General features: G+C 57.4%; 17 protein-coding genes. 4 read left to right on the forward strand and 13 right to left on the reverse strand.

The window, feature by feature from the left end; all coding sequences use genetic code 11:
• Positions 1 to 27: 27 nt before the first annotated feature.
• The 12 genes from C1N69_RS16625 to C1N69_RS16680 form a co-directional block, all read right to left on the reverse strand.
• On the reverse strand, positions 28 to 1,062 hold the full coding sequence (locus tag C1N69_RS16625; RefSeq protein ID WP_155031562.1) for a Gfo/Idh/MocA family oxidoreductase: 1,035 nt from the start codon (positions 1,060 to 1,062) through the stop codon (positions 28 to 30).
• A 59-nt stretch (positions 1,063 to 1,121) separates the two neighbouring features.
• A complete protein-coding gene (locus C1N69_RS16630; protein ID WP_047959226.1) occupies positions 1,122 to 2,666 on the reverse strand; it encodes a peptide MFS transporter in 1,545 nt (514 codons plus the stop codon).
• A gap of 300 nt (positions 2,667 to 2,966) precedes the next feature.
• On the reverse strand, positions 2,967 to 4,442 hold the full coding sequence (gene der, locus C1N69_RS16635; RefSeq protein WP_008502134.1) for a ribosome biogenesis GTPase Der: 1,476 nt from the start codon (positions 4,440 to 4,442) through the stop codon (positions 2,967 to 2,969).
• A gap of 112 nt (positions 4,443 to 4,554) precedes the next feature.
• Complete coding sequence (gene bamB / locus C1N69_RS16640) at positions 4,555 to 5,733, reverse strand: outer membrane protein assembly factor BamB (protein WP_025757693.1); 1,179 nt, start codon at positions 5,731 to 5,733, stop codon at positions 4,555 to 4,557.
• A 10-nt stretch (positions 5,734 to 5,743) separates the two neighbouring features.
• On the reverse strand, positions 5,744 to 6,364 hold the full coding sequence (locus C1N69_RS16645) for a YfgM family protein (protein WP_047959227.1): 621 nt from the start codon (positions 6,362 to 6,364) through the stop codon (positions 5,744 to 5,746).
• Between the two features lie 13 nt (positions 6,365 to 6,377).
• Positions 6,378 to 7,652 carry a histidine--tRNA ligase gene (gene hisS / locus C1N69_RS16650; protein ID WP_047959228.1) on the reverse strand — a complete coding sequence of 425 codons (1,275 nt, stop codon included), beginning with the start codon at positions 7,650 to 7,652 and terminating at the stop codon, positions 6,378 to 6,380.
• Positions 7,653 to 7,732: 80 nt separating this feature from the next.
• Entirely contained in the window at positions 7,733 to 8,851 is a 1,119-nt protein-coding gene (ispG, locus tag C1N69_RS16655) for a flavodoxin-dependent (E)-4-hydroxy-3-methylbut-2-enyl-diphosphate synthase (RefSeq protein ID WP_025757688.1), read from the reverse strand.
• 26 nt (positions 8,852 to 8,877) lie between these two features.
• Complete coding sequence (rodZ, locus tag C1N69_RS16660; RefSeq protein WP_094918386.1) at positions 8,878 to 9,909, reverse strand: cytoskeleton protein RodZ; 1,032 nt, start codon at positions 9,907 to 9,909, stop codon at positions 8,878 to 8,880.
• A 291-nt stretch (positions 9,910 to 10,200) separates the two neighbouring features.
• Positions 10,201 to 11,367, reverse strand: a complete 1,167-nt coding sequence (gene rlmN / locus C1N69_RS16665; RefSeq protein ID WP_047959230.1) for a dual-specificity RNA methyltransferase RlmN — start codon at positions 11,365 to 11,367, stop codon at positions 10,201 to 10,203.
• 169 nt (positions 11,368 to 11,536) lie between these two features.
• Positions 11,537 to 11,968, reverse strand: a complete 432-nt coding sequence (gene ndk / locus C1N69_RS16670) for a nucleoside-diphosphate kinase (RefSeq protein WP_003860625.1) — start codon at positions 11,966 to 11,968, stop codon at positions 11,537 to 11,539.
• A 156-nt stretch (positions 11,969 to 12,124) separates the two neighbouring features.
• Positions 12,125 to 14,449 (reverse strand): peptidoglycan glycosyltransferase PbpC, encoded by a 2,325-nt coding sequence (gene pbpC, locus C1N69_RS16675; protein ID WP_155031939.1) that lies wholly within the window; start codon positions 14,447 to 14,449, stop codon positions 12,125 to 12,127.
• A gap of 1 nt (position 14,450) precedes the next feature.
• A complete protein-coding gene (locus tag C1N69_RS16680; protein ID WP_155031563.1) occupies positions 14,451 to 19,403 on the reverse strand; it encodes an alpha-2-macroglobulin family protein in 4,953 nt (1,650 codons plus the stop codon).
• Between the two features lie 286 nt (positions 19,404 to 19,689).
• Between C1N69_RS16680 and C1N69_RS16685 the strand changes: the two genes are divergently transcribed.
• The 4 genes from C1N69_RS16685 (at position 19,690) to C1N69_RS16700 (ending at position 24,320) form a co-directional block, all read left to right on the forward strand.
• On the forward strand, positions 19,690 to 21,234 hold the full coding sequence (locus tag C1N69_RS16685) for a PTS transporter subunit EIIC (RefSeq protein ID WP_047959233.1): 1,545 nt from the start codon (positions 19,690 to 19,692) through the stop codon (positions 21,232 to 21,234).
• A gap of 12 nt (positions 21,235 to 21,246) precedes the next feature.
• Positions 21,247 to 22,614 carry a 6-phospho-alpha-glucosidase gene (locus tag C1N69_RS16690; protein ID WP_047959234.1) on the forward strand — a complete coding sequence of 456 codons (1,368 nt, stop codon included), beginning with the start codon at positions 21,247 to 21,249 and terminating at the stop codon, positions 22,612 to 22,614.
• A 90-nt stretch (positions 22,615 to 22,704) separates the two neighbouring features.
• Positions 22,705 to 23,550 (forward strand): 3-mercaptopyruvate sulfurtransferase, encoded by an 846-nt coding sequence (sseA, locus tag C1N69_RS16695; protein WP_155031564.1) that lies wholly within the window; start codon positions 22,705 to 22,707, stop codon positions 23,548 to 23,550.
• Entirely contained in the window at positions 23,550 to 24,320 is a 771-nt protein-coding gene (locus tag C1N69_RS16700) for a MurR/RpiR family transcriptional regulator (protein ID WP_047959236.1), read from the forward strand. The genes sseA and C1N69_RS16700 overlap by 1 nt, the downstream gene beginning before the upstream one ends.
• A gap of 18 nt (positions 24,321 to 24,338) precedes the next feature.
• On the opposite strand, the gene sseB is transcribed toward C1N69_RS16700, so the two are convergent.
• Positions 24,339 to 25,115, reverse strand: coding sequence for an enhanced serine sensitivity protein SseB (gene sseB, locus C1N69_RS16705; protein WP_025757678.1), 777 nt, complete (start codon positions 25,113 to 25,115; stop codon positions 24,339 to 24,341).
• Positions 25,116 to 25,189 lie beyond the last annotated feature (74 nt).

Raw genomic sequence — 25,189 nt, forward strand, 5'->3', positions numbered from 1 at the left:
GTCTGAGGTGATTTTACCACGTCGCGGTCAGTGCGGGCCACGCAGCTGTTGCTGTAATGCCAGCAGCAGTTGCACTTCCGCTATCCTGCGGCGCGTCGTGCGGCTCACCTCGTGCGGATCCCGTTCAAACAGGCTTCTGGCACCGAGGATCTGCTCAGCCAGGCAATGTGCGTAGATCGTGCCGGGAATTGTCCAGCATTCGCGCGTCTCGCCATCGATCACCTCCAGCACATCTTCACTACCGCGCCGGTCATGACTGATGATGCGCCCGTCGCGCAGGCAGAGGCGTATCCCCTTTTTCCCGCCCGCCGGTCCCGCATATTTGTTAAGCCAGATATCCACCGGCACGCCGCTGATACGCCCCTGAAGATGCGCCACGCCTTCCGCCGTGGTCAGGTCGCCTTTTGCGATAGCGCGACCCAGGCGATCTTTAGCCGTGACGACCCGCAGCGTCATATCGTCATTGCCGCCAAGATAGCGCACGGTTTCTCGCAGCATCGCCAGCACATGTGTACCAATATCCAGGATCACGCCGTCAGGGTGGCGAAGCGTGCGGGTATCCGGCTCGCCGGTGGCAAAGTTAAGCGCGATGGGTTCGCCTGCGGCGTTATACCCGCTCGGCTCCTCTAAAAAACCGTCGATTTTGACGATGTCAGAGACGCTGCTTACCAGTGACCTTTTCACCGTTTCGAGGCGCGCCATCCAGTGGTCGAGCGCCAGCACGCGGGGCGCCACGCCGGGGCGTGCCAGCAGCGCGTTGAGCTTTTCGATTTGTGAAAGCGTGGCGACAATCGGTTTTTCAACCACAATCCGCGCAACGGGCGAGGCAATGGCCTGCTCCAGCACCTCAAGGTGGTGCAGCGAAGCGGTGGTGATAAACAGGGTATCAAGCGGTGCGGCAAGAAGCTCCGCAAGCGAGGCGCAGCGCGTGACGCCTTCAGGGTGCTTTGTGGGGAGAACATCAAACCCAAAACAGCAAACCGGGTGACCAAAAAGGTGACGCAACGCGGGGAGATATGCGGTTTCCACGACCGCGCCAAGACCAACAAATCCTAACTGCATAGTTTCACCTCAGGGAATAGCGTGCCGGGGCGTAACGCCTGCCCCGGCACGCTGAGGTGTTATGAGGCGCTAGCAGCCGGTTTAGTCTGCGCATTTTCCAGCATGCGGCGCACCGGAACAATGAGGACGATCAGTACCGCGGCACAAATCAGCAGCGCGATGGAGCAGCGCGCGAAGAGGTCCGGCAGCATATCCAGCTGGTCGGCTTTCACGTGGCCGCCAATCAGGCCCGCCGCCAGGTTACCCAGCGCACTCGCGCAGAACCACAGCCCCATCATCTGGCCGCGCATTCTTTCCGGCGCCAGCAGCGTCATGGTCGCCAGACCAATCGGGCTCAGGCAGAGCTCACCCAGCGTCAGCATCAGAATGCTGCCCACCAGCCAGAACGGCGACACGCCCGCCCCGCCGCTGCTCAGCACGTTTTCGGCCGCCAGCATCATCAGGCCAAAGCCCGCCGCGGCACACAGAATGCCGATGACAAACTTGGTGATACTGCCCGGGCGAATGTTCATACTCGCCAGCTTCGGCCATGCCCAGCTGAACACCGGTGCCAGCAGAATAATGAACAGGGCGTTGATCGACTGGAACCACACCGCCGGAATTTCAAAATCACCGATCATGCGGTTAGTGTAGTCGTTGGCGAACAGATTGAACGAGGTTGGCTTTTGTTCAAACGCGGACCAGAAGAACGCGGCCGAGATCAGCAGGATAAAGCAGACCAGCAGCCTGGCGCGCTCTTTGCGGTTCAGGCCCGCAAAAACAAACAGATAAATAAAATAGAGGGCAACGGATGCCGCGATGACGTAAACCAGCACGCTGGCTACCGCAACCGGGTTAATCACAATCACGCCTTGCGCAATCAGCGTCACGAGAACCGCAACACCTACCGCCAGGGCCAGCAGCCAGGCACCTACGCCGTTACGTTTCACGACCGGGCTGTTCCAGGTGGAATCCAGGCCGACTTCGCTGTCATAGCGTTTCATTGCCGGAACGGCAAATACGCGGAAGATAATCAGCGCGACCAGCATCCCGATACCGCCAATGCCAAAGCCCCAGTGCCAGCCGTGGGTTTTGATCAGCCAGCCGGAAATCAGCGGCGCGATGAACGAACCCATGTTGATGCCCATATAAAACAGCGAGAAGCCGCCGTCACGACGCGCGTCGCCTTTTTTATACAGGGTACCGACCATCACCGAAATACAGGTTTTGAACAAGCCGGAGCCGAGAACGATGAACATCAGGCCGATAAAGAACAGGTTATCGCCCATGATGGCCGACAGCGCAATCGACAGGTGACCGAGCGCAATCAGAATTGAACCGTACCAGACGGCTCTCTGCTGGCCGAGCCAGTTATCGGCCAGCCAGCCCCCCGGCAGCGCGGCCAGATACATGGTGCCGGCAAAGATCCCGACAATCGCCGAGGCATTTTCACGCGCCAGCCCCATCCCGCCATCATAGACGGTGGCGGCCATAAACAGGATCAGTAACGGACGAATGCCGTAAAACGAGAAACGTTCCCACATCTCGGTGAAAAATAGCGAGCCGAGGGGATACGGATGGCCGAAGAACGTTCGGCTCTCTTTTTGATTAACAGAGGATTGCATAATTCTCCCGAAAGGTATGTCGTCGTGCTTGTAAACACCAGCAGGTACGCCGGCCAGTTACGTATCTGGCCGATTTTTTACCTGTGGCGAAAAGTTGGTTAACCATTTGATAACCAGGCGCTAGTTTTGTCTAGTACCAGACCCTGGACTTTAAGATGAAAATTCGACGATTGTCTACTTTCTTAGATTTAAACATGGTTAAAAGTGAATAGTGATTGACATCACACAGAGAAAACCGGCGGTATGATTGGGCAAAAAAAAGCCCGCGATAAACGCGGGCTTTCGTAAGTTCAGCAAAGTTTATTTGCTTTTCTTAATGTGCTTAATCAAACGCTTACGCTTACGCATCTGGTTTGGCGTCAGGGTGTTGCGCTTGTTGGCGAACGGGTTTTCCCCTTCCTTGAACTGGATACGGATAGGCGTGCCCATCACGTCCAGCGATTTACGGAAGTAGTTCATCAGATAGCGCTTGTAGGAATCCGGCAGGTCTTTCACCTGGTTGCCGTGAATCACCACGATTGGCGGGTTATAACCACCGGCGTGAGCATATTTCAGCTTCACGCGACGGCCGCGCACCAGCGGCGGCTGATGGTCTTCCGCAGCCATATTCATGATACGGGTCAGCATGGCGGTACTCTGACGACGGGTGGAGCTATCGTAGGCTTCACGCACTGACTCGAACAGATTACCCACACCGCTGCCGTGCAGCGCAGAAATGAAGTGTACGCGAGCAAAGTCGATAAAGCCCAGACGGAAGTCGAGGGTCTCTTTCACCTGCTCACGCACTTCATTGCTCAGGCCATCCCATTTGTTGACCACGATGACCAGTGAGCGCCCACTATTGAGGATAAAGCCGAGCAGAGAAAGGTCCTGATCGGAGATACCTTCGCGCGCATCAATGACCAGCAGCACCACGTTGGCATCTTCAATGGCCTGCAGGGTTTTGATAACGGAGAATTTTTCCACCACATCGGTGATTTTCCCGCGCTTACGCACCCCGGCGGTGTCGATGAGAACATATTCACGCTCATCGCGCTGCATCGGGATGTAAATACTGTCACGGGTGGTGCCCGGCATGTCGTAAACGACCACGCGCTCTTCACCCAGAATACGGTTAGTAAGTGTAGACTTACCTACGTTTGGACGACCGACGATGGCCAGCTTGATCGGCAGATCCTGCGGGTTGAAGTCGTCTTCAGGCTCTTCTTCTTCGCCCGCTTCGCCGTCTTCAAACTGCGCCCAGTATTCCGCGTCTTCGTCCACCTCTTCCGGCGGGTTAACTTCGTCAACCCACGGCAGCAGAACGGTTTCCAGCAGGCTGGTTACGCCGCGGCCATGCGATGCGGCAATCGGGTAGATCTCACCCAGACCCAGTGACCAGAAGTCAGCGATAGCCTGATCGGCATCGATACCGTCAGTTTTGTTCGCCACCAGAAAGGTCGGTTTTTCACGCGAACGCAGGTGTTTGGCGATAGCGGAGTCCGCCGGCATCAGGCCAGCGCGTGCGTCCACCATGAACAACACCACGTCGGCTTCTTCAATCGCCAGCAGCGACTGTTCCGCCATGCGTGTTTCCACGCCATCTTCCGTACCGTCAATACCACCGGTATCAATACAGATGAACTCGCGTCCTTCTACTTCTGCACGACCGTACTTACGGTCACGCGTCAGCCCCGGGAAATCCGCAACCAGCGCATCACGGGTGCGTGTTAAACGGTTAAAAAGAGTGGATTTTCCAACGTTAGGGCGCCCGACAAGCGCGACCACAGGTACCATGTTTGAAGCCTCATAAAATTCAAAATAACGTCGCTTTCGCAGCGTTTTTAAAAATGTCAAAACGGCTCCTGAGTGAACAGGAGCCGTTTAGTATACTACAACCGCCGGGTAATTAACGCGTGATCGCGTACAGCGTGCCGTCTTTTGCCTGAATCAGCAGTTTGCCGTCAGCCACAACCGGGTCGGTCAGGAAACCTGAGCTGTCGACTTTTTGCTGCGCAACAAAGCGGCCATTATCCGGATCGATCCAGTGCATATACCCTTCGCTGTCACCGACCACCAGGCTACCGTTGTACAGTGCCGGCGCAGTCAGCAGACGGTGCAGCAGATCGCTTTGCGTCCACAGCGTCACACCGCCTTCGGTGCTCAGCGCCAGCAGGCGATCGTTCTGGTCAACCATATAGATGCGGTTACCATCAACGATGAAATCATTCACCGAGCCCAGCTCACGTTTCCACATGATCTGGCCGCTGCGCAGATCCAGCGCGGTCAGGTTGCCGTTATAGGCCAGAGCGTACACCACACCGTTAACGATAACGGGCGTAGTGTCTACGTCGCTCAGACGGTCAATTTCCGTTGAGCCAGTGGCCTGGGAGATACGCTGCTGCCAGATCATCTGGCCCTGCTGCATCAGCACGGCGCTCACACGACCGTTGTCACCGCCCACAATGGCAGCACCAAATGCGGTAGCCGGTGCGGATTCACCGCGCAGGGAGAGCGCAGGCATATCCAGGTTTACGGTCCATTTCACCAGACCGTCCGCTTCGTTCAGCGCCTGCAGCTGGCCGTTGCTGGTATGAATCAGCACCAGGCCATCGCTCACTACCGGACGAGACAGGGACTCACCCGCCACGGTCGTTTGCCAGGCAATGGAGCCATCGCTGCTGTTCAGGGCATAAACCTGTGCTTTTTCGCTGCCCACGTAAACGTGGCCACCGGCAACGGTCAGGCCGCCAGACAACAGTGCAGGTTTACGGGAGAACCAGCCGTCTTTTTCCGCCAGGTTAACAGACCACACTTCTTTTCCATCATCTGCGTTCACCGCTTTCACGGTACCTTTGCGGTCAGCCGCATAGATTACGCTGTCGGCAAAAGCCGGATGCAGGTTGGAATAGAAATCACCAATCCCATCGCCCACGGAGGTGCTCCATGCGGTGGAGGGAGTAAACTGGTTTTCAACCGTCGGCAGTGGGGACATTTTCACAACGTCTTCTTCGCCACTGAACAGTGAACAACCACTCAATAACGTAACAGAAAGCAGTCCTGGCAGAAGTAATTTACGCAATTGCATCGGGTCCCTCTCAGACGGACAAATTATTTATTTTCATCTGCATCATTTCGCTCAGCGCAGGTGATGCTTTGCTATCCACGCCAGCTTGCCACGCTTTACGCGCGCCCGCTTTGTCACCTTTGCTCAGCAGTGCTTCACCGCGCAGATCGGCAACGATGGCAGCAAAACCTTCGCCTTTGATGGTATCGAGCGTTTTCAGCGCATCGTCAGCTTTTTTCTGCTGAACCTGAATACGTGCCAGGCGCAGGTTGATCACCGCTTTCAGGTTTTCATCGCTGGCCGCAGCAAGGCCCTGGGACAGCTGGGCAGCGGCTTTATCCAGTTCGTTGTTATCAACGTACTGCTGAGCCACTTCCAGCGCAGCCAGTGCACCGTAGGTGTTTTTGTTGTCAGCGGCAAATTTTTCTGCCGCCGCCAGCGTTTGCGGCTGATCGGCACGAATGGCACTCACGGTATTTTCATAGGTCAGAGACGCGCCGCGCGCGGAATCCGCCTGATGATTGTTCCAGTAGCGCCAGCCAATCAAGGCACCCACACCTAAAATAACGCCAACCACCAGTGCTTTGCCGTTTTCAGCAAAGAAGCGTTTGATCGCGTCGACCTGATCGTGTTCGTTCTCGTAAATTTCCACGCAGTCCTTCTCCTTAGCCCAATAGAGTGCGCAAGTGCGCCGCAACGCCGTCCTGCGTTACCGTTGTCTGCTCACCAGAGCGCAGGTCTTTCACCACGACTTCGCCGTTAGCCACTTCGGACTCACCCAGCACCAGTGCAATACTTGCGCCCCACTTATCGGCACGAGCAAACTGTTTTTTGAAGTTGCCGCCGCCATGGTTGGTCATCAGCTTCACCGTCGGCAGCGCATCGCGCACGCGTTCGGCAAGCTGCATCGCCGCAGACTGCGTTTCCGCGCCTGAGGCTACCAGGTATATATCGACAACGGAATCTGCTTTAAATTCCGGATTAACTGCCTGAACCAGCAAAACAAGTCGCTCAAGGCCCATCGCGAAGCCAACCGCAGGCGCGGCGCGACCGCCAAGCTGCTCTACCAGACCGTCATAACGACCGCCTGCACACACGGTGCCCTGCGAGCCGAGGCTGGTGGTAACCCACTCAAACACGGTGCGGTTATAGTAGTCCAGACCGCGCACCAGACGCTGGTTCACGGTGTAGGCAATGCCCGCCGCTTCAAGCTGATTGCACAGACCTGCGAAGTGTTCGCGAGATTCGTCGTCCAGGTAGTCACCCAGTGCAGGCGCATCGTTCAGCAGCGCCTGGACATCTGCATTTTTTGAATCCAGTACGCGCAGCGGGTTGCTGTACATACGACGTTTGCAGTCTTCGTCCAGCTTATCTTTATGCTGCTCCAGGAACGCCACCAGCGCGTCACGGTAGTTAGCGCGCGCTTCCAGTGAACCGATAGAGTTCAGTTCAAGAGAAACGTGCTCAGAGATGCCCAGCGCACGCCACCAGCGGGCGGTCAGCATAATCAACTCGGCGTCGATGTCTGGCCCCTGCAGACCAAAGACTTCCACACCCAGCTGGTTGAACTGGCGATAACGACCTTTCTGAGGACGTTCGTGGCGGAACATCGGGCCGATATACCACAGGCGCTGCTCCTGATTGTACAGAAGACCATGTTCGATGCCGGCGCGTACGCAGCCCGCCGTACCTTCCGGACGCAGGGTCAGGCTGTCGCCGTTGCGGTCCTCAAAGGTATACATCTCTTTTTCAACCACGTCGGTCACTTCACCGATCGCGCGTTTGAATAACGGGGTCTGCTCTACAATCGGCAAACGGATTTCGCTGTAACCGTAGCTGCCGAGCACCTGCTTCAGCGTGCCTTCAATGCGCTGCCAGATGGCGGTTTCGCCAGGCAGATAATCGTTCATGCCGCGGATGGCTTGAATGTTTTTTGCCACGTTTATTCTCTTTCTATATACAAAAAAAACCCAAAGAATGGGTTCAATCATACATGGGAAGCTCGCGGCTTCCCATCACGTTATTTTTCAACCTGCTGAACGCTGATACGCTGTGTCTCGTCCATCATGGCGGCTTTGGCACGGATACGGGCTTCAAGCTGGTCGATCATGTCACTATTATCCAGACGATCTTTACGAACGCCATCTTCATAGAGACCACTTTTCTTGTTACCGCCGGTAACGCCCAGGGTTGACACCAGTGCTTCACCCGGACCGTTCACCACACAGCCGATAATCGAGACGTCCATCGGGGTGATAATATCTTCCAGACGTTGCTCCAGGGCATTCACCGTACCGATCACATCAAACTCCTGACGTGAGCAGGTTGGGCAGGCAATGAAGTTGATCCCGCGCGAACGGATACGCAGTGATTTCAGAATATCGAAACCGACTTTGATCTCTTCAACCGGATCGGCCGCCAGCGACACGCGCAGGGTATCGCCGATCCCTTCTGAGAGCAGCAGCCCCAGACCGATCGCGGATTTTACAGAACCGCTACGCAGGCCGCCCGCTTCGGTGATCCCGAGGTGCAAAGGCTGATCGATCTGTTTTGCCAGCAGACGGTAAGATTCCACTGCAAGGAAAACATCGGACGCTTTCACACTGACTTTGAACTGATCAAAGTTAAGACGATCCAGATGATCAACGTGACGCATTGCGGATTCAAGCAACGCCTGCGGCGTAGGCTCACCGTATTTTTCCTGCAGATCTTTTTCCAGGGAACCGGCGTTGACGCCGATACGGATAGGAATATTTTTGTCACGGGCGCAGTCCACTACCATGCGGATACGCTCTTCGTTACCGATGTTGCCCGGGTTAATGCGCAGGCAGTCGACGCCGTATTCAGCCACTTTCAGTGCGATGCGGTAGTCGAAGTGGATATCCGCGACCAGAGGAACACTGACCTGCTGTTTGATCAGCTTAAACGCTTCGGCGGCATCCATGGTCGGGACGGAGACGCGAACGATGTCCGCGCCTACTCGCTCTAATGCTTTGATTTGATTGACCGTGGCTTCCACGTCGGTGGTGCGCGTATTGGTCATCGACTGAACGGCGATAGGTGCCCCATCGCCGACTGGCACATTCCCAACGTAAATCCGTTTCGATTTTCTACGTTGAATCGGAGCCTGGTTATGCATGAAAAATCTCCCGCGTTGCCCGTCTGTTACTGTGCTGCTGATTGTTCGGCATTAACGGTAAGACGTGCAACCTGGTTAGTTCTGATAAAGCGGCTCAGGTCGACAGGTTTTCCTTGATACTGGATCTGTACCGCTGCCGGAGCGCCGATTTTAAGTTTATAAGGCGCCTGGCCGGTTAGGTTTAACGTGCCATCTTTACGCTGCAGGCCGCTGAACAACTTTTTACCTGTCGCATCAGTCACTTCCAGCCAGCAGTCGGCGTTGAAGTTCATCACCAGTGCGTTGGGATCGGCTTCAGGAGTTGCAGTACCTGCCGGGTTGGTTGGCAGAGACGCTGCGGTATTGTCTGCAGGCTGCGTGGCCGCTGGCGCGTTTGCCGCAGTATCCACATTAGCCTGGGAAGGAGAAACCACCGTGTTTTGATCCTGAGCCTGAGGCGCAGCGGTGTTAGCCGTTGCACCCGGAGCCGGTGCTGTACCGGTCGCCGGCGCGTCTGTTGCCGGGGTCTCTGTCGCGGCCGTCTGTGGCTCGCTGGAGGAGGCCGCGCCGTTGGTATTCAGCGGCACGTTCTGGGCGTTATCCGTTCCGGCCTGGTTGAGTTCAGCCGAGGATTGATCGGCCATCGTGGTGATCTCTTCCTGCTGTGCCTTATGGTTTTGCCACCACCAGGCACCAGTCAGACCGACCACCACAAACAGCACCAGCCAGGTAAAGCTCATCAGCCAGCCATCACGTTTTTTACGACGTTTCCCCAGGGAGAAGGTCTGCATCGGCGCAACTTTTGCTGCACGGACCGGTGCCTGCTTCTCCATCATTGGCAGTAATTCGTTTTCGGGGATGTGCACCAGTTTTGCGTAAGAGCGGATATAACCGCGCAGGAAGGTTGAAGCCAGATCGGCAGGCGCCTTATCTTCTTCAATATCGCGAACCGTGGAAACCTTCAGGCACAAGCGTTCCGCAACGGCTTGCTGGCTGAGTCCGAGTTGTTCACGGGCGTTGCGAAGACGAACGCCAGTGGAGAGTGCTTCATGTTGGTCGTGAGTGGCTTCAGTATTCATTCGCTACAACTACTGGTACGTGAAAAAAAGGGTTCAGGTGCCGGTGAGTCACAATGCCACCCGCACCGCGAAACTTCTGGTCAGTTAACCTTGAACAGACAGTATAAGACTGTCAGCCGGGAGATGACAGTACAGCCTGCCCGAACGGCTAAACTGTTGTTACGTCGTTACATACTGCCCGAAAGTCGGATGAAACGCACCGTAATTATTGATCAGTCATCACGAATCTGACTGATTATTCAGTAAGATTATGCTTCACGGCGCAAATAATGCGCCGTGAGTGCATATTAATCAAACAGCTTTAACCGCGATCGTCTCGCCCTGCATGCGTTTACGCAGGGTACGTTTGGTACGGTCAATCACATCACCTGCCAGCTGTCCGCATGCGGCATCAATGTCATCACCACGGGTTTTACGCACGATGGTGGTGAAACCATACTCCATCAGCACCTTGGAGAAGCGGTCGATACGGCTGTTCGAGCTACGGCCATACGGCGCGCCCGGGAACGGGTTCCAGGGGATCAGGTTGATTTTGCATGGCGTATCTTTCAGCAGCTCCGCCAGCTGGTGCGCATGCTCGGTACCGTCGTTGACGTGGTCAAGCATCACATACTCGATGGTCACGCGGCCCTGATTGGCGTTGGATTTTTCCAGATAGCGACGCACGGCAGCGAGGAAGGTTTCGATATTGTACTTTTTGTTGATCGGCACAATTTCGTCACGAATTTCATCGTTTGGCGCGTGCAGGGAGATCGCCAGCGCAACGTCAATCATGTCGCCGAGCTTGTCCAGCGCAGGCACAACGCCTGAGGTGGAGAGCGTCACGCGGCGCTTAGACAGACCAAAACCGAAGTCATCCAGCATGATTTCCATTGCCGGCACCACGTTAGTCAGGTTCAGCAGCGGCTCACCCATCCCCATCATTACCACGTTGGTGATGGGACGCGTACCGGTCACTTTTGCCGCACCGACGATTTTCGCAGCACGCCAGACCTGGCCGATAATTTCTGATACGCGCAGGTTACGGTTAAAGCCTTGCTGCGCAGTTGAGCAGAATTTGCACTCCAGCGCACAGCCCACCTGAGAGGAGACACACAGTGTGGCACGGTCTTCTTCCGGGATGTAGACGGTTTCAACGCGCTGATCGCCAACCGCAATCGCCCATTTGATGGTGCCATCGGCGGAGCGCTGCTCTTCCACCACTTCCGGTGCGCGAATTTCAGCCACTTCTTTGAGCTTATTACGCAGAGCCTTGTTGATGTCAGTCATGTCATCAAAATTGTCGCTGCAGTAATGGTACATCCACTTCATGACCTGATCGGCACGAAACGGCTTTTCGCCCATCTCTTTGAAGAACTCGCGCATCTGCTGACGGTTCAGATCCAGCAGGTTGATTTTTCCATTTTTATTGGGAACCGCAGGAATGGCGACTTCGGAGGTATTCACTAATTCAGACATAATATTTACCGGCCTCGTTGTTACACGTTATGGCCCATGGAGGGTTGAATAGAAACGCCCCGGAAAGCGGTCTGCTCGTCCGGGGCGTTGCATTGTACAAACTCTGACGCAGGGATGCCACGTCTGGACGTGGCATTTACGAAAATAATGTGTAAACGAAACCGTTAAATTAACGGGTACGTGGACACACTTCGCCTTCTGCGAAGAAGAAAGCGATTTCGCGCGCAGCAGATTCAACGGAGTCAGAACCGTGAGTACCGTTCTCGGTGAAGCTGTCAGCGTAGTCAGCGCGCAGGGTACCTGCCAGCGCGTTGTCCGGGTTGGTGGCACCCAGCAGGTCGCGGTGACGCTGTACTGCATTTTCGCCTTCCAGCACGGAAACCACGATTGGGCCAGAGGTCATGAACTCGACCAGGCCGTCAAAGAATGGGCGACCTTCGTGCTCAGCGTAGAAACCACGAGCCTGTTCAACGGTCAGGTGCAGCATTTTGGTGCCAACAATTTTGAACCCTGCTGATTCAAAGCGAGCGAAGATGCTGCCAATAACGTTTTTTGCCACCGCGTTTGGTTTGATGATGGAAAAAGTACGTTCAATAGCCATGATAACCTCTGTCAATGTTCTGTTGTTTTGCATACCTGAGTATGGTGTGGCGCGGATTATAATGAGCAATAGCGCCATTGCCTATGGATTCAGGTAACATTTTTTTAAAATAAGACGAGTTTCAGCAACAGCTCACCGCTGAAAGCTGTTTTTGCGTCACTGTAACGCGAAATTCACTGTCACAACCTGCCCGGTCTCATCCATAACGAGTAACTGATAATCGCCCGCTTTATCAAGTTGTAATGTGTAAACTTTCCCTTTCACATTCAGCGGTTCACCGTTCAAAAACCACCAGCGCTCGCCGCTAATGCCGGTCACCTGAAGCGGCAGCGAAACGCGGGATTCTACCGGCAGGCGTTTAATCACGGCGCCTTCACGTATGCCGGTCAGAATGAGTGGCGCAGGCGCGTCCTGCGAGAGCGGCGGACAGTCTGGTGATGGAGGTGGGACGCGTACCGCACGACGCTCGTTTGCAGGCAGCCAGGGCTCCAGCGGCAGCGGCCAGACGTCAAGGTCTTTCTCTGTTGCATCCGGGCAATCTGCCGCCACACGTTTGCCCGTTTTATCCAGCCAGACCGGGAAACGAATGCCGCGTATGCCCTCCTGTTCGGGGAGAAGCAGCGTGGGCGGCTCACTCCCCTCCAGCAGCCAGGTCGACAGGCGACGTCGACAGTTTTCGCTGCCTTCCGGTAGCGACTGGCCGCCCGGCCAGCAGATCACGCCCCGCCCGACGCTCTCCGGACGCGGATCGCGCGGCAGGCGGGCTTCGTCTACCGTTGAACGTGACTGAAGCAGGTTATTGACCTGGTTTAACAGCGGAACCGCGCTGGCAAACCCAAATTGTCCCGCCACGGGCGTGCCGTCCGGTCTTCCGGTCCAGATGCCTATCACGTAGCGGGCATTCAGACCGATGGCCCAGGCATCGCGGTAGCCGTAGCTGGTGCCCGTTTTCCAGGCCAGCGGCGCAACCTGCGGCAGCGCGTTATCCGGTAGCGGCTGCGCCTCGTTGGCCAGAATACGGCGAATAATCCACGCCGAGCCCGGAGACAGCAGCGGACGCTCAATGAGCGGATCGCCAGGCTGTAGCCGCAGCCTTCCCGCCTTACCGTGGCGGGCAAAGGCGCTGTAGGCCGCGGCGATATCGGCCAGCCGCGCGCCTGCCCCGCCGAGGATCAGGGACAGATTCGGCTGCGCCCCCGCGGGCAGGATCAGCGGCAAGCCTGCGTTACTGAGCATGCCGGTAAACCGTTTTGGCCCGTAGGCTTCCAGCACCTGCACAGCGGGCAGGTTGAGGGAGCGCACCAGCGCTTCGCTCATGCTGACCGGCCCGTGGAATCCGCTGTCAAAATTCCCCGGGCGATAATCGCCGGTTTTTCTAGGCACGTCCTGCAGCAACGAGGCGGGATGGATCAATCCCTCATCCAGCGCCATGCCGTAGATAAAGGGCTTTAACACCGATCCCGGAGATCGGATCGCATTGACCATATCGACATGGCTGAAGCGCGTGTCATCGTTAATATCCACCGACCCGACCCAGCCGCGCACTTTCATATCGGTGTGATCCACGACGATCATCGCCAGCGAGCTGCGGGCCGGCAGGCGGGATTTCCAGTTCATCGCCAGCTCTTCCAGCTGCCGTTGCAAACCGGCATCCAGCGTGGTGACAATTTTCGTGTCGTGGCTTTTACTTAGCATCATGCGTGCAAAGAGCGGTGCCAGCTGCGGCATCTGCCGGGGCGCCAGCCATATCGACTCTTCACGGGATTCCTGGACCTGCTTTGCGGACCAGACGCCCTGCGTCGCCATGCGGTCGAGCACCTTATTACGCGCCGCTTCAGCCCGTTCAGGCCAGCGGTCCGGGCGTAAACGGCTTGGTGCCTGAGGCAGCACGGTCAGCAGCGCCGCGTCGGAGTAACTGAGCTGTGACGGGGGTTTTCCCAGATAGGTCCAGCTTGCCGCTCCCACGCCCTGAAGCGTGCCGCCAAACGGCGCACGGTTAAGATAGAGCGTGAGAATATCGCGCTTGGAAAGATGCCACTCCAGCTGCAACGCCCGCCAGAGCTGACGAATTTTGCCCCCCAGAGTCCGCGGATGCGGATCCAGCAGCCGCGCCACCTGCATGGTGAGCGTACTACCGCCGGAGACAACCTTTCCGGAAGTTAAATCCTGCCAGGCGGCGCGCAGAACAGAGAGCGGGTTGACGCCTGGATGATCCCAGAACCAGCGATCTTCGTACTGGATCAGCGCCTCAAGATAACGGGGGGAGACCTCTTCGATCGTCACCGGATAGCGCCAGATGCCGTCGCTATCGGCAAAACGCCAGAGTGGGGTGCCCTTCTCATCCACCACGACCCGGGCGGGGTTAACCTCTTTCAGAGGCAACGGCCACAGGCGGTCAGCGGCCAGAATCAGCCCCCATAAAATGAGAAGCGCTCCCGCCAGCCACAGCCAGCGGGAGCGTATCAGACGAGCCATCAGCATATTACGGAACAACAATCAGCGGGCCACTGGCCGCCCCCGTTGCTCGCCACTGCGGCACGTACATAGACTCCACCATCGGAACCGGCACCTGATAGGTGCCCGGCGTCACCGCGCGCGCCAGATAAACCAGCGTGACCGGCTGACCTTCGTTCACCGGCACTGCTGCGACAAAGCGGTCGTCGCGGAATTCCATATGCTGAATGTCCGCCTGCTGCATCTGGCTCAGCAGGTTCTGCACTTCACTGCCGCTGTCCTGCAGGCTGGCGCTGCTGCTTGCCAGGTTCTGGTTTTCCAGCTCCAGACCGGCAGGGAGAAGATCCACCACCAGCGCGTCCGGCACATTCTGGCTGGCTTTCACCTCCAGCCAGACCAGCACCAGCTCACCACTCTTCAGAGAGGAGAGCGATTTCGTGCTGCCGTCGGTTGCCAGAATATGACGTTCAACCTGCAATACGTTCGAGCTCGGCTGTGGCGCATCTTCAGGATAACCTGTGCTGTCCAGGCGTACCCACAGCGGTGTCGTGCCGGTATTGGTGACCTGCAACGCACCAAGCTGGTCACCGTTGAGGTTTTGCACCTGCGCCTGATCTCCACCTGATGCGGTATCAGACAGCGAGGTTTGAGCCTGCCACGCACCGGACAAGGTTTGCAGCGAACGTCCGGCCAGGAACAGCGCGTTGCTCTCCTGAGTGGATAACCAGCGCTGGCTGAAGGCCTCTTCAGACAACGCATTCAACAGCGTATTTTGCGCATCCGGCAACAGCTTGTACTCCTCGAGAAGAGAGAGCATCAGCGCGTTATCACGAAGCGTGCTGCCGTAATCGGCCATCCAGGTTTTACTGTCGTTACGCGGCGTTTTGAGCGCCAGATCCAGCGCCTGCTGGCTGCGTGGGGCATCGCCCATCAGCTTAAGCGCCATACCGAGCTGCATCAGCGGCAGACCGGAAGTCGCCTGATCGTGACGATCCCAGATTTCACGCAGCGCACCCAGCGGTGCTTTTTGCTGACGCGCCAGCACCAGCGCGGCATAGGCCTGCACGGCGAACTTGCTGGCCTGCGTATCGTCACTGTAGCGAATGGACATCATACCCGGGTCCTGCAGATAGCGCAGCAAACGGCTATTCGCATTATTGACCGCGTCGGCCGGCACGCTGTAACCCTGCTCGCCTGCGCGCACCAGGAAGTCAGTGACATAGGCGGTCAGCCAGTACTCTTCCGGACCGTTTTTATCCCACAGCGCGAAACCACCGTCATCACGCTGCATCTGCAGCAGGCGGGAGATGCCGATATCAATGGCGGCACGGCGTTTGTCGTCCGTATCACCTTTGATGCCAAGAGCCTTCAGCTGTGCCGCGTTGGTATAGAGCGACGGGAACAGGCCGCTAGTGGTTTGCTCAAGGCAGCCATAAGGATAAGCCTGCAACTCGCGGATATAGCGCGCCAGATTGAGCGGTGGTTTACCGCTCAGCAGCAGTTGCCCCTGCAGCGTTGCAGGAGAGAAGCCGTTGATATGCTGCCCCGGCGCTGTCCAGGACTCACCCGGGTTCAGCATGGCCCCGGTATTCACCGTCTGCGCCGGGAACGCCGGACGGACACCGATTTTCCAGCTCTTCTGCTGCGGCGCAAAGGTCTCACCCGGAAGCTGCAGGCCGGTCACCTGCGCAGTCACTTCACCGTCTCCGTAGCCGTCCAGCGCGCGCACCGGAATAAACAGAGTCGTCCGCGCACCGGGTGGCAGTCGCACCGGCCGCGGCTGCGCCCCTTCCAGCGTCAGTTTGCCGGCCGCGGTTAACGCCACGTTCAGCGTTTGCGGCTGATCGGTCAGGTTGGTGAGGTCCAGCGTTAAGCGTGAAGTATCGCCGCTTGCCAGGAAGCGCGGCGTATTCAGTTCAGTAATCACTGGCGCGGCAACAATCACTTTGCTTTCGCTGCTGCCGAAATCGTCTTCTGTCCAGGCCTGCGCCATCAGACGCAGCTCGCCGTTGAAGTCGCCAATCGGCAGCGTAACGGTGCCTTCCCCGTTGGCATCCAGCGTTACCGGCTGCGCCTGCTGGGCAATAATGGTGACGTGGTTCACCGGCGGTTTGCCGCCGCGCTTCAGCTCATCCCCGTCGCCACCAAAACGCAGCGCGGCGAGGCGGCCCTGGCCTTCAATGACCTGACCATAGATATCGTAGATATCCGCGCCGTAGCGCTTCTGACCAAAGAAAGCCTGCCACGGATCCGGCGTGACGTAGTCGGTAATGTTCAGCACGCCGCTGTCCACCGCCGAGACCAGCACGTTCACTTTCTGCGGCACCGCGCCCTCTTTCACGCTGGCTTTCACCTTCACAGAGAGCGTCTGGTTTGGACGCATTTTCTGCGGGTTATCCAGTGCAATATTCAGGCGGCGATTTTCGTCGCCCATCGGCAGATGCAGCAGGCCGACCGCGCGTTTCGGCGTGGCGGATTTGGATTTATCACCAGGGCGTACCACCAGCGTGCTGAGATAAAGATCGTGACGTTTCCAGGCTTTGTCGACCGGGATAGCGAGATCCAGCCCGTTTGCCGGGACGTCGATCTCTTTCCACCACAGCGGCCCTTCGCTGGATTCGATCATGGCATAGCCCTTGCCGGCGGCTGGTGCAGCAATGTGCAGGTTGATAGTATCGCCAGGCTGATAACCCGGTTTATCCAGTTTCAGGGTGACGCGGTCAGGGCGCGCAGCCCCGGTGCCGTCGCTATTATCCTGCCAGCTGTAGCCCGCCCAGAAGCGCACGCTGCTGACCATGTCGTCCGGTGCTTTAACCTCCAGACGATAGGAGCCCCACTCAACCGGGAAAGTGACTTTGCCGGTTTCATCAGCCTTGAGAGTCAACTCCTGCTCGCCTTCGATCAGATCTTTTTGATCAAACTGCGACTGCCAGCCCTCGCTTTCGGACCAGTTCCAGTAATAGTCCCGACGCTCGCGGATCAGTCGCACCTGTAACCCGGAAACCGCCTTTTTCGCCCCGCTGGCATCGGCATAGACGATATCGAAACTGGCGTTGCCATTCTCATCGACAATCGGCTGGTTGACGGTGGTATCGGTGCGGTAGTCATAAACCGCCTTGCTGGCGAACTGAGGACGGATGCCCGGCAATTCCGCTGCAGGCCAGATAGCCTGCTCAGCACGACGCGTCACCGGACGACCGCCAGACTCCAGCAGGCTGGCCTGCAGGATCAGCTGTAAAGGAGAGTGCACCTCTTTCCACTGGCTCTCCGTAGAGACCTCTCCACGCCCCTGTTCATCCAGCGTAAGCTGAACTTCATCCAGACTGCGGCTCAGGTTTTCCTCGGCGATATCACCAAACTGGAAGCCCGGCAGTGCCGGAACCGCGTCGCGCAGTGGACGCAGGAAAAGTTGTCCCTGCAGAGCGTTACCGTTGGCCGGGGCACCATAGAGGTAATAGCCCACCACAGTAAAGTCGACGTTATCCTGCGGTGAAACCGGCGCTTTTTGCCCCGTCAGGTTAAGTGCCATCCGCTCAGGCATAAAATCTTCGACATGGAAGTCCCACAGACGCTGCAGGTTATCGCCCGTATTGGCGCGGATATGCCACATGCCGGTCTGCGCCCCGCTGTCCAGTGGATAGTTAAACCGATAGAGACCGTTCTCTGGCTTGACGACAATCGTGCGCGCTACCTGTCCGTCCGGACGCAGCACGTCAAGCTTCACCGGCTGATCGGGCAGTGGCTTACCGTCGCTGTCGCGCAGCAGACCGTTCAGGATCACCGTTTCGCCCGGACGGTAGAGATCGCGCGGGCCAAACATAAAGAATTGCTTGCTGTAGCCAGGGCTCCCAGCGATGTCGAACTCCGCCAGGTCAAGGGCCGGTAGCTTGAGGTCAAGCAGCGTGGTCTGACCGTCTTTGCTGGCCAGGATCAGCGCGGCTTCTTTGTCGGTCTCAAGCTTTGCGTGACCGTCACCGTCGCTGTTCGCTTCGGCGAGCGTCTGCCCTTTATCGTTCAACAGGGTCACGGTCACGCCGGACTGCGCCGCGCCGTTCTCCAGGCTCTGGGTAAAGATATCCAGACGGTTATGATAACGGTGAGCGGACAGGCCAATATCGCTTAAGGTAAAGAGCGTCGCGGCGTTGCTGTAGTTGTAATGCCCGGCCTGGTTCATGACCGCGATATACACGCCAGACTGCTGGAGCGGTTTAATATCCTTCAGCGGCAGCAGCAATTTTTCACGCGTATTGCGCGCCGGATTAAGATCGAAGCGACCGGTGTACACCAGCTCCGCCATCTTCAGCAGGTTGTCGGATTCCCAGTTGGTCAGCGCGTTGCGGTATTCCCACTGGCTGACAAAGGAGGCCAGCGATTCAGGCTTCACGCGATAGAAATTGACGTCCACGTTGTTAACGTTTAGCGCCATCACCGGCAGACCTTCAACCACTTTGCCCGGCAGCAGCGAGCCGCGGCTGGCAAAGCCGACGGTAGGCTCGACGTCCCGGGTGGTCAGGGCTTTTTCATAATCAATGCCAAACGTCGCCTTATTCAGCCCCTGCAGGCCACGTTCAACGGTGACGACCAGGTTGCGGTTGGGCTCCAGATGGCGCAGACGAAGCTCTTTCAGGTTAGGCGCAAGTTCCCACGCCCCGTCAACTTTGCCGCTTTTCTTGTCCACGACATGCACCGTTTTCGCGAAATCCTGATCGGGATTCAGCGGAACCGAGAATGTCAGCACCAGCGTGGCCGCGCCGTCCAGCTGCACTTCTGAGGCATCCAGCAGGGTTAACGCTTTGCCCTGACTCTGCGCCGCCAGTTTTGCCAGCTTGTCAGCGTCGGGCTTTTCCGCAGCTTTCGGTGTTGATGGGGTGGAAGCGGCGGGAGCCGCAGATTGAGTGTTATCGTCGCTGTTATCACAGCCGACAAGCGTAAATGTGGTAAGCAGCGCGAGAGAGATCGCGGCTAAGCGAAACGGTTTCATCCTTTGTCCCTGGCCCACGGGGCCCGTTGGTCGTCGTCCGGATAAGTATTATCCGCAAGTTTCATTAATTCAAAAAGTCCAATTTTAGAATCTGGAAAGCGCCTCGCAGAGTGAGTCAAACCGGCAACCCGCTGGTGCTACGCCGATCACAGCGTGAAACGTTACATGTAACGTTTCACGTCATTTGTTTTTAAAACAACAAGATAGCTGGATAAGCTCGCCGGGAGCCTGCTAGTTTTAAGCTCAAGACGCACCCCGAGTGCGCGGTTCAATAAGAGAGAAAGCCATGAAACGAGCCGTGAACGCCCTACAAAATTTTGGAAAATCATTGTACGGACCGGTACTTATCTTACCGATCGTCGGTCTGTTTATCGCCTTTGGTAACGTGCTGGGTAACGGTAATCTCGCGGAGTATCTGCCGTTTCTTGGTCATCCTTTTATTCAGCATCTTGGTCAGCTTATCGCGAAATCGGCCGTGTCGGTGCTGGTCAACCTGGCGCTGGTGTTTGCCGTCGGTATCCCGATTGGCCTCGCGACGCGCGATAAAGGCTATGCCGCGCTGATTGGCCTGGTGACCTTTGTGGTGTTTATCAACGCCATGAACGTCACGCTGCAGCTGCAGGGCGAGCTGGCACCAGCAGCCCAGATGAAAGCGGCCGGGCAAACCATGGTACTGGGCGTGCAGGTGCTGGAGATGGGGGTTTTTGCCGGGATCCTGACCGGTGCGCTTTCCGGCTATCTGTACAACAAATACTCCGGCGTACAGTTTAACGGCGCGATGGCAATCTACTCCGGCCACTGCTTTGTTGCTATTGTGATGCTCCCGGTCGCCATGCTGCTCGGCGTGGTAATGAGTGAAGTGTGGCCGTTTGCCCAGCACGGGATTAGCGCGATGGCGCTGGCCATCAAGGGCTCCGGACCTTTGGGCGTCGCCATCTACGGGTTCCTGGAACGTATTCTTGTGCCTACCGGCCTTCATCATCTGGTCTATACCCCGTTCCTGTATACCGAGCTGGGCGGCACGCAGGAGGTGTGCGGCACGGTTTACCAGGGCGCGCGCAATATCTACTTCGCCGAGATGGCCTGCCCGGAGGTGAAACAGCTCAGCAGCACCGTGGTGTGGGACGCCCGCGGCATCAGCAAGATGTTCGGCCTGCCTGCGGCGGCGCTGGCGATGTACATGACCGCAAAGCCGGAGCGTAAAGCCATTGCGAAAGCCATTCTGATCCCGGCAGCGCTCACCTCTCTGCTGGTCGGCGTTACCGAACCCATTGAGTTCTCCTTCCTGTTTGTCGCCCCGCTGCTGTTCGTGGTGCACGCCGTCCTGACCGGCATCGGCATGATGCTGTTCTCGCTGCTGGGCGTTCACGCCATCGGCGCTAACGGGATCATTGATTTCATCCTCTACAACCTGCCGCTGGGCACGGAGAAATCCAACTGGCCGATGTACCTCCTGGTCGGGCTGATCATGTTCATCCTCTACTTCGTGGTGTTCCGCTTCCTGATCCTGCGCTTCGACATGAAGACGCCGGGCCGTGAGGATGACGATAAGGAGACGCGCCTCTACAGCAAGCAGGAGTACCAGGCGAAGGGTAACAACGACGGGCTGGGCGAATCCATCGTGGTGGGTCTCGGCGGTCGGGAAAATATTGACGTGGTGGATAACTGCTATACCCGCTTACGCGTCACGGTGAAGGACGTCAACCTCATCGACGAGCCGCGCCTGAAGGCGACCGGCGCGAAAGGGATTATCAAACAAGGTAACAACGTTCAGGTGGTCTACGGGCTGCATGTCAAAAAAATGCGAGAAGCCGTTGAGACGTTTCTCTGAAAGGAGCTAAAGATGTTTACACCCCCATTCATTCTGTCGATTGCCGGCGGCGGCAGCACCTACACGCCGGGTATTGTGAAAAGCCTGATGGTGCGCCTGCAGGATTTCCCGCTGGCTGAAATCCGCCTCTACGACATCGACGAGACGCGTCAGAACACCATTGCACCGGTTGTCGAGAAGGTCATTCGTGACCACAGCCAGAACATTAAATTCACCGTCACCGGTGACCCGGAAGTGGCCTTCAGCGGCGCGCATTTTATCTTCGCCCAGATGCGCGTCGGACAGTACAAGATGCGCGAGCAGGACGAGAAGATCCCGCTGCGCCACGGCGTGGTTGGCCAGGAAACCTGCGGGCCCGGCGGGCTGGCGTATGGTCTGCGTACCATTCTGCCGATGGTAGAGCTTATCGATCGGGTGGAACGCTACGCGCATGAGAAGGCGTGGATCGTGAACTACTCCAACCCGGCGGCGATCGTCGCGGAAGGGGTGCGACGCCTGCGCCCGAACGCACGCGTGCTGAACATTTGCGATATGCCGGTGGCGGCGATGCGTAACATGGGGGCGATTCTGGGTGTCGATCGCCGCAAGCTGGAAGTCGACTACTTTGGTCTGAACCACTTCGGCTGGTTTACCCGCGTGCGGGTGGACGGTGAGGATAAGCTGCCGGAGCTGCGTAAGCATATCGCAAAGTTTGGCCTGCTGACGGAAGATGCAGCCAAAACCGACCCGCAGCATTCGGATCCGTCATGGGTGAAAACCTGGCGCAATATAAAGCCGATCATGGATAACTTCCCGGAGTACCTGCCGAACCCGTATCTGCAGTATTACCTGATGCCGAACCAGATTGTGGCGCATCAGAACCCGGACTATACCCGCGCCAATGAAGTGATGGACGGGCGCGAGAAAAAGCTGTTCGCTGCCGCCGAAGAGTACAAGCGCACCGGGATCCTGCCGGATGCCTTCCACGTGGGCGTCCACGGTGAATTCATCGTCGACGTCGCCTGCTCGCTGGCCTTTAACCTGCGGAGCCGCCATCTGGTGATGGTGGAAAACCGCGGCGCGATTACCAACCTGCCTTACGATGCCGTGGTGGAAGTGCCTGCTTATATCACCTCCGAAGGGCCAGAGCCGGTCCGCATCGGCCAGGTGCCGCTGTTCCATCAGACCCTTTTGCAGCAGCAGCTCGCCTCTGAACAGCTGCTGGTGGAAGCGACGATTGAAGGGAGTTATGAGAAAGCCCTTCAGGCCTTCACTCTCAACCGCACCGTGCCGACCATGGAACACGCGAAGGCGATACTGGATGAGATGATCGAGGCTAACCGCGACTACTGGCCAGCGCTGCAAAAAGCCTGGCAGGACGGCGAACCGGTGAAAAAATAGGGGCTTGCTCGCGAGTTGAACGTGGTTTGCTTGTCGGTGTCAGAAAAAACACCGACAATCCTTTTTTACGGAAAAGAATGGAGGCAACCCATGTCCACCTCATATTTTGTCGCTGCCGACTGGCTGATTGAGCACGGCGACGATCCGGAAGTGCAGATTATTGACGCGCGTATGGCCCCTCCGGGACAAGAGCATCGTGACGTGCCCGGTGAATACCGCGCCGGACATCTGCCAGGCGCGGTGTTTTTTGATATTGAAGCCCTCTCCGATCACACATCTCCCCTGCCGCACATGCTGCCGCGTCCGGAAGCGTTTTCCGTGGCGATGCGCGAGCTGGGCGTCAGCAAAGACAAACACCTCGTTGTTTATGATGAAGGTAACCTCTTCTCAGCCCCGCGCGCGTGGTGGATGCTGAAAAACTTCGGCGTGGAAAAAGTCTCGATTCTGGCAGGCGGCCTCGCGGGCTGGAAGCGTGACGAACTGCCGCTTCAGCAGGGCGACGTGACGCTGCCGGAAGGCGAATTCGATGCCACGTTCGACGCGCACGTAGTGAAACGCCTGACCGACGTGCTGGTTGTAAGCCACGAAAAAACGGCCCAAATCGTTGATGCCCGCCCTGCGCCACGCTTCAATGCCGAGGCGGATGAACCGCGTCCGGGACTTAGGCGCGGACATATTCCGGGCGCGCTGAACGTGCCATGGGGCGATCTGGTGTTTGAGGGCGAGCTGAAAACCACCGACGAGTTGCGGGCCATCTTTGCGCGTCAGGGCGTGGATTTACACCGTCCGGTTATCGCCAGCTGCGGTTCCGGCGTCACGGCCTGCGTGGTCATTCTGGCGCTCGCCACGCTCGGCGTTAACGACGTCACGCTCTACGACGGCGCCTGGAGCGAATGGGGTGCGCGTGACGACCTGCCGGTTGAACCGGCAAAATAATGGATAACCGCCTGGCCACGCTGTTAACGCGCGGGGAATCGCTCACCCGTGCGGAGTATCGGGTCCTCGCCCACCTGACAGAACACCCGCTGCTGGTGGGCAAGATTACGGTTCGCGAGCTGGCGCAGGCGACGTTCGTCTCTACAGCCACCATTATGCGGCTGTGTCAGAAGCTGGGGTTCAGCGGATATAGCGAGTTTATCTGGCACTGCAAACAGCTGCTCTCCGACACCCCGCACATTGCCGCTCAGGGGCAATCGCACCCTGAACTACCTGCGCTTTTTAATCAGTTTATCGCCAACTATCAGCACACCTTTCAGTGGGTGACGCACGATAAGCGCCAGCAGTTTGCCGACCTGCTGCGCCAGAAAGAGAGCTTCTTTCTCTACGGCGCCGGGTTTTCCTATCTGTTTGCGGAGTACCTGACCAAGAAATTGCAGGTGCTGGGCAAAACAGCGTTTATCTCCGGCCCGGGCGACAGCCGGAACATTTTTCTCAGCAATGCCGCCCGCTATGAGGTGTTTATTGCCGTCTCGCGCAGCGGCGAAACGGAACAGGTGCTGGATAAAGCGCGGATCGCCAAAAACGTCGGTATGACGATCGTCGCGTTTACCCGCGCCTCGGCCAATACGCTGGCGGGGATGGCGGATGTGCACTTTGCCCTCTATGACGAGGCGGTACATTTCGCCGCCGAAGCCGCAGGCGTGACGTCGTTTGAGTCGAATCTGGTACTGCTGATGGATTTACTGCTGCTGGAAGCAACGGGGTGATGGTTCACCCCGCTGTCATCAGATAATGCGGTTGGTTTTGAGATCGCGCAGGAAGCCGCCCCAGCGACGTTCGTAGAACGGCGTGATGTGCTCGGTAATAAAGTGGCTAATGCCCTTCTCACCGTTCTTCACCTGGCAGATATCAATCGGTTCATCCCCCGGCAGCGTGTCGGTGGCCACGCTTCCCGCCGCCTGAACGATCTCGTCGAAATCGCCATCAGCTTCAATACCGATCAGCAGCACCGGCTTTTCGTCTGCACGCTCTTTGATCGAGCAAAGGAAAGCGCGTCGTACCGGCTTCAGGGTTTTGAACAGCGTGGTCAGGGAATCGATCATCTGCGCGGGCGGCTCGGCCACTTCAGACAGCAGCAGCGTTTCGCCCCCTTCCAGCACTTCCTGGGTGCTGAGCGGGTTACCCTCTTCACCGATCAGGTGACTAATTTCACGCGGGGTGAACTCTTTTCCGGTCGGCAGCTTCGCGTTGAGGAACAGCGTCTGGCCCAGGGTCATTTCAAACAGGGTGCGCACCGGCATCACCACGAATGCCTGTTCGTCCTCTACCGCTTTCTGCAGCGCTTCCAGCGAGGTAAAGAACGGGATTACCGAAGAGCCGTCATCTTTCTCCCAGTGCAGAAGATCCAGCGCGCTGTCTTCCACAACCTGCTCCCCTTCCGCGGCCGTGCCTGGCACCCAGACGGTGGATTCCAGCAGCGTGCGGAAGAATGCCGGACGGTGGGCGGGTTCGGTCGCCGCCTGCTCCAGCAGGGTTTCTAATTCGTTTTTGGTTTCGGACATAACAATTCCAGATGTCGAATTTCCCCCTCACCCTAACCCTCTCCCCAAGGGGAGAGGGAATTTGAACACCCTCT

The sequence above is a fragment of the Enterobacter sichuanensis genome (genome assembly GCF_009036245.1).
In the GTDB taxonomy this organism is placed as follows: domain Bacteria; phylum Pseudomonadota; class Gammaproteobacteria; order Enterobacterales; family Enterobacteriaceae; genus Enterobacter; species Enterobacter sichuanensis.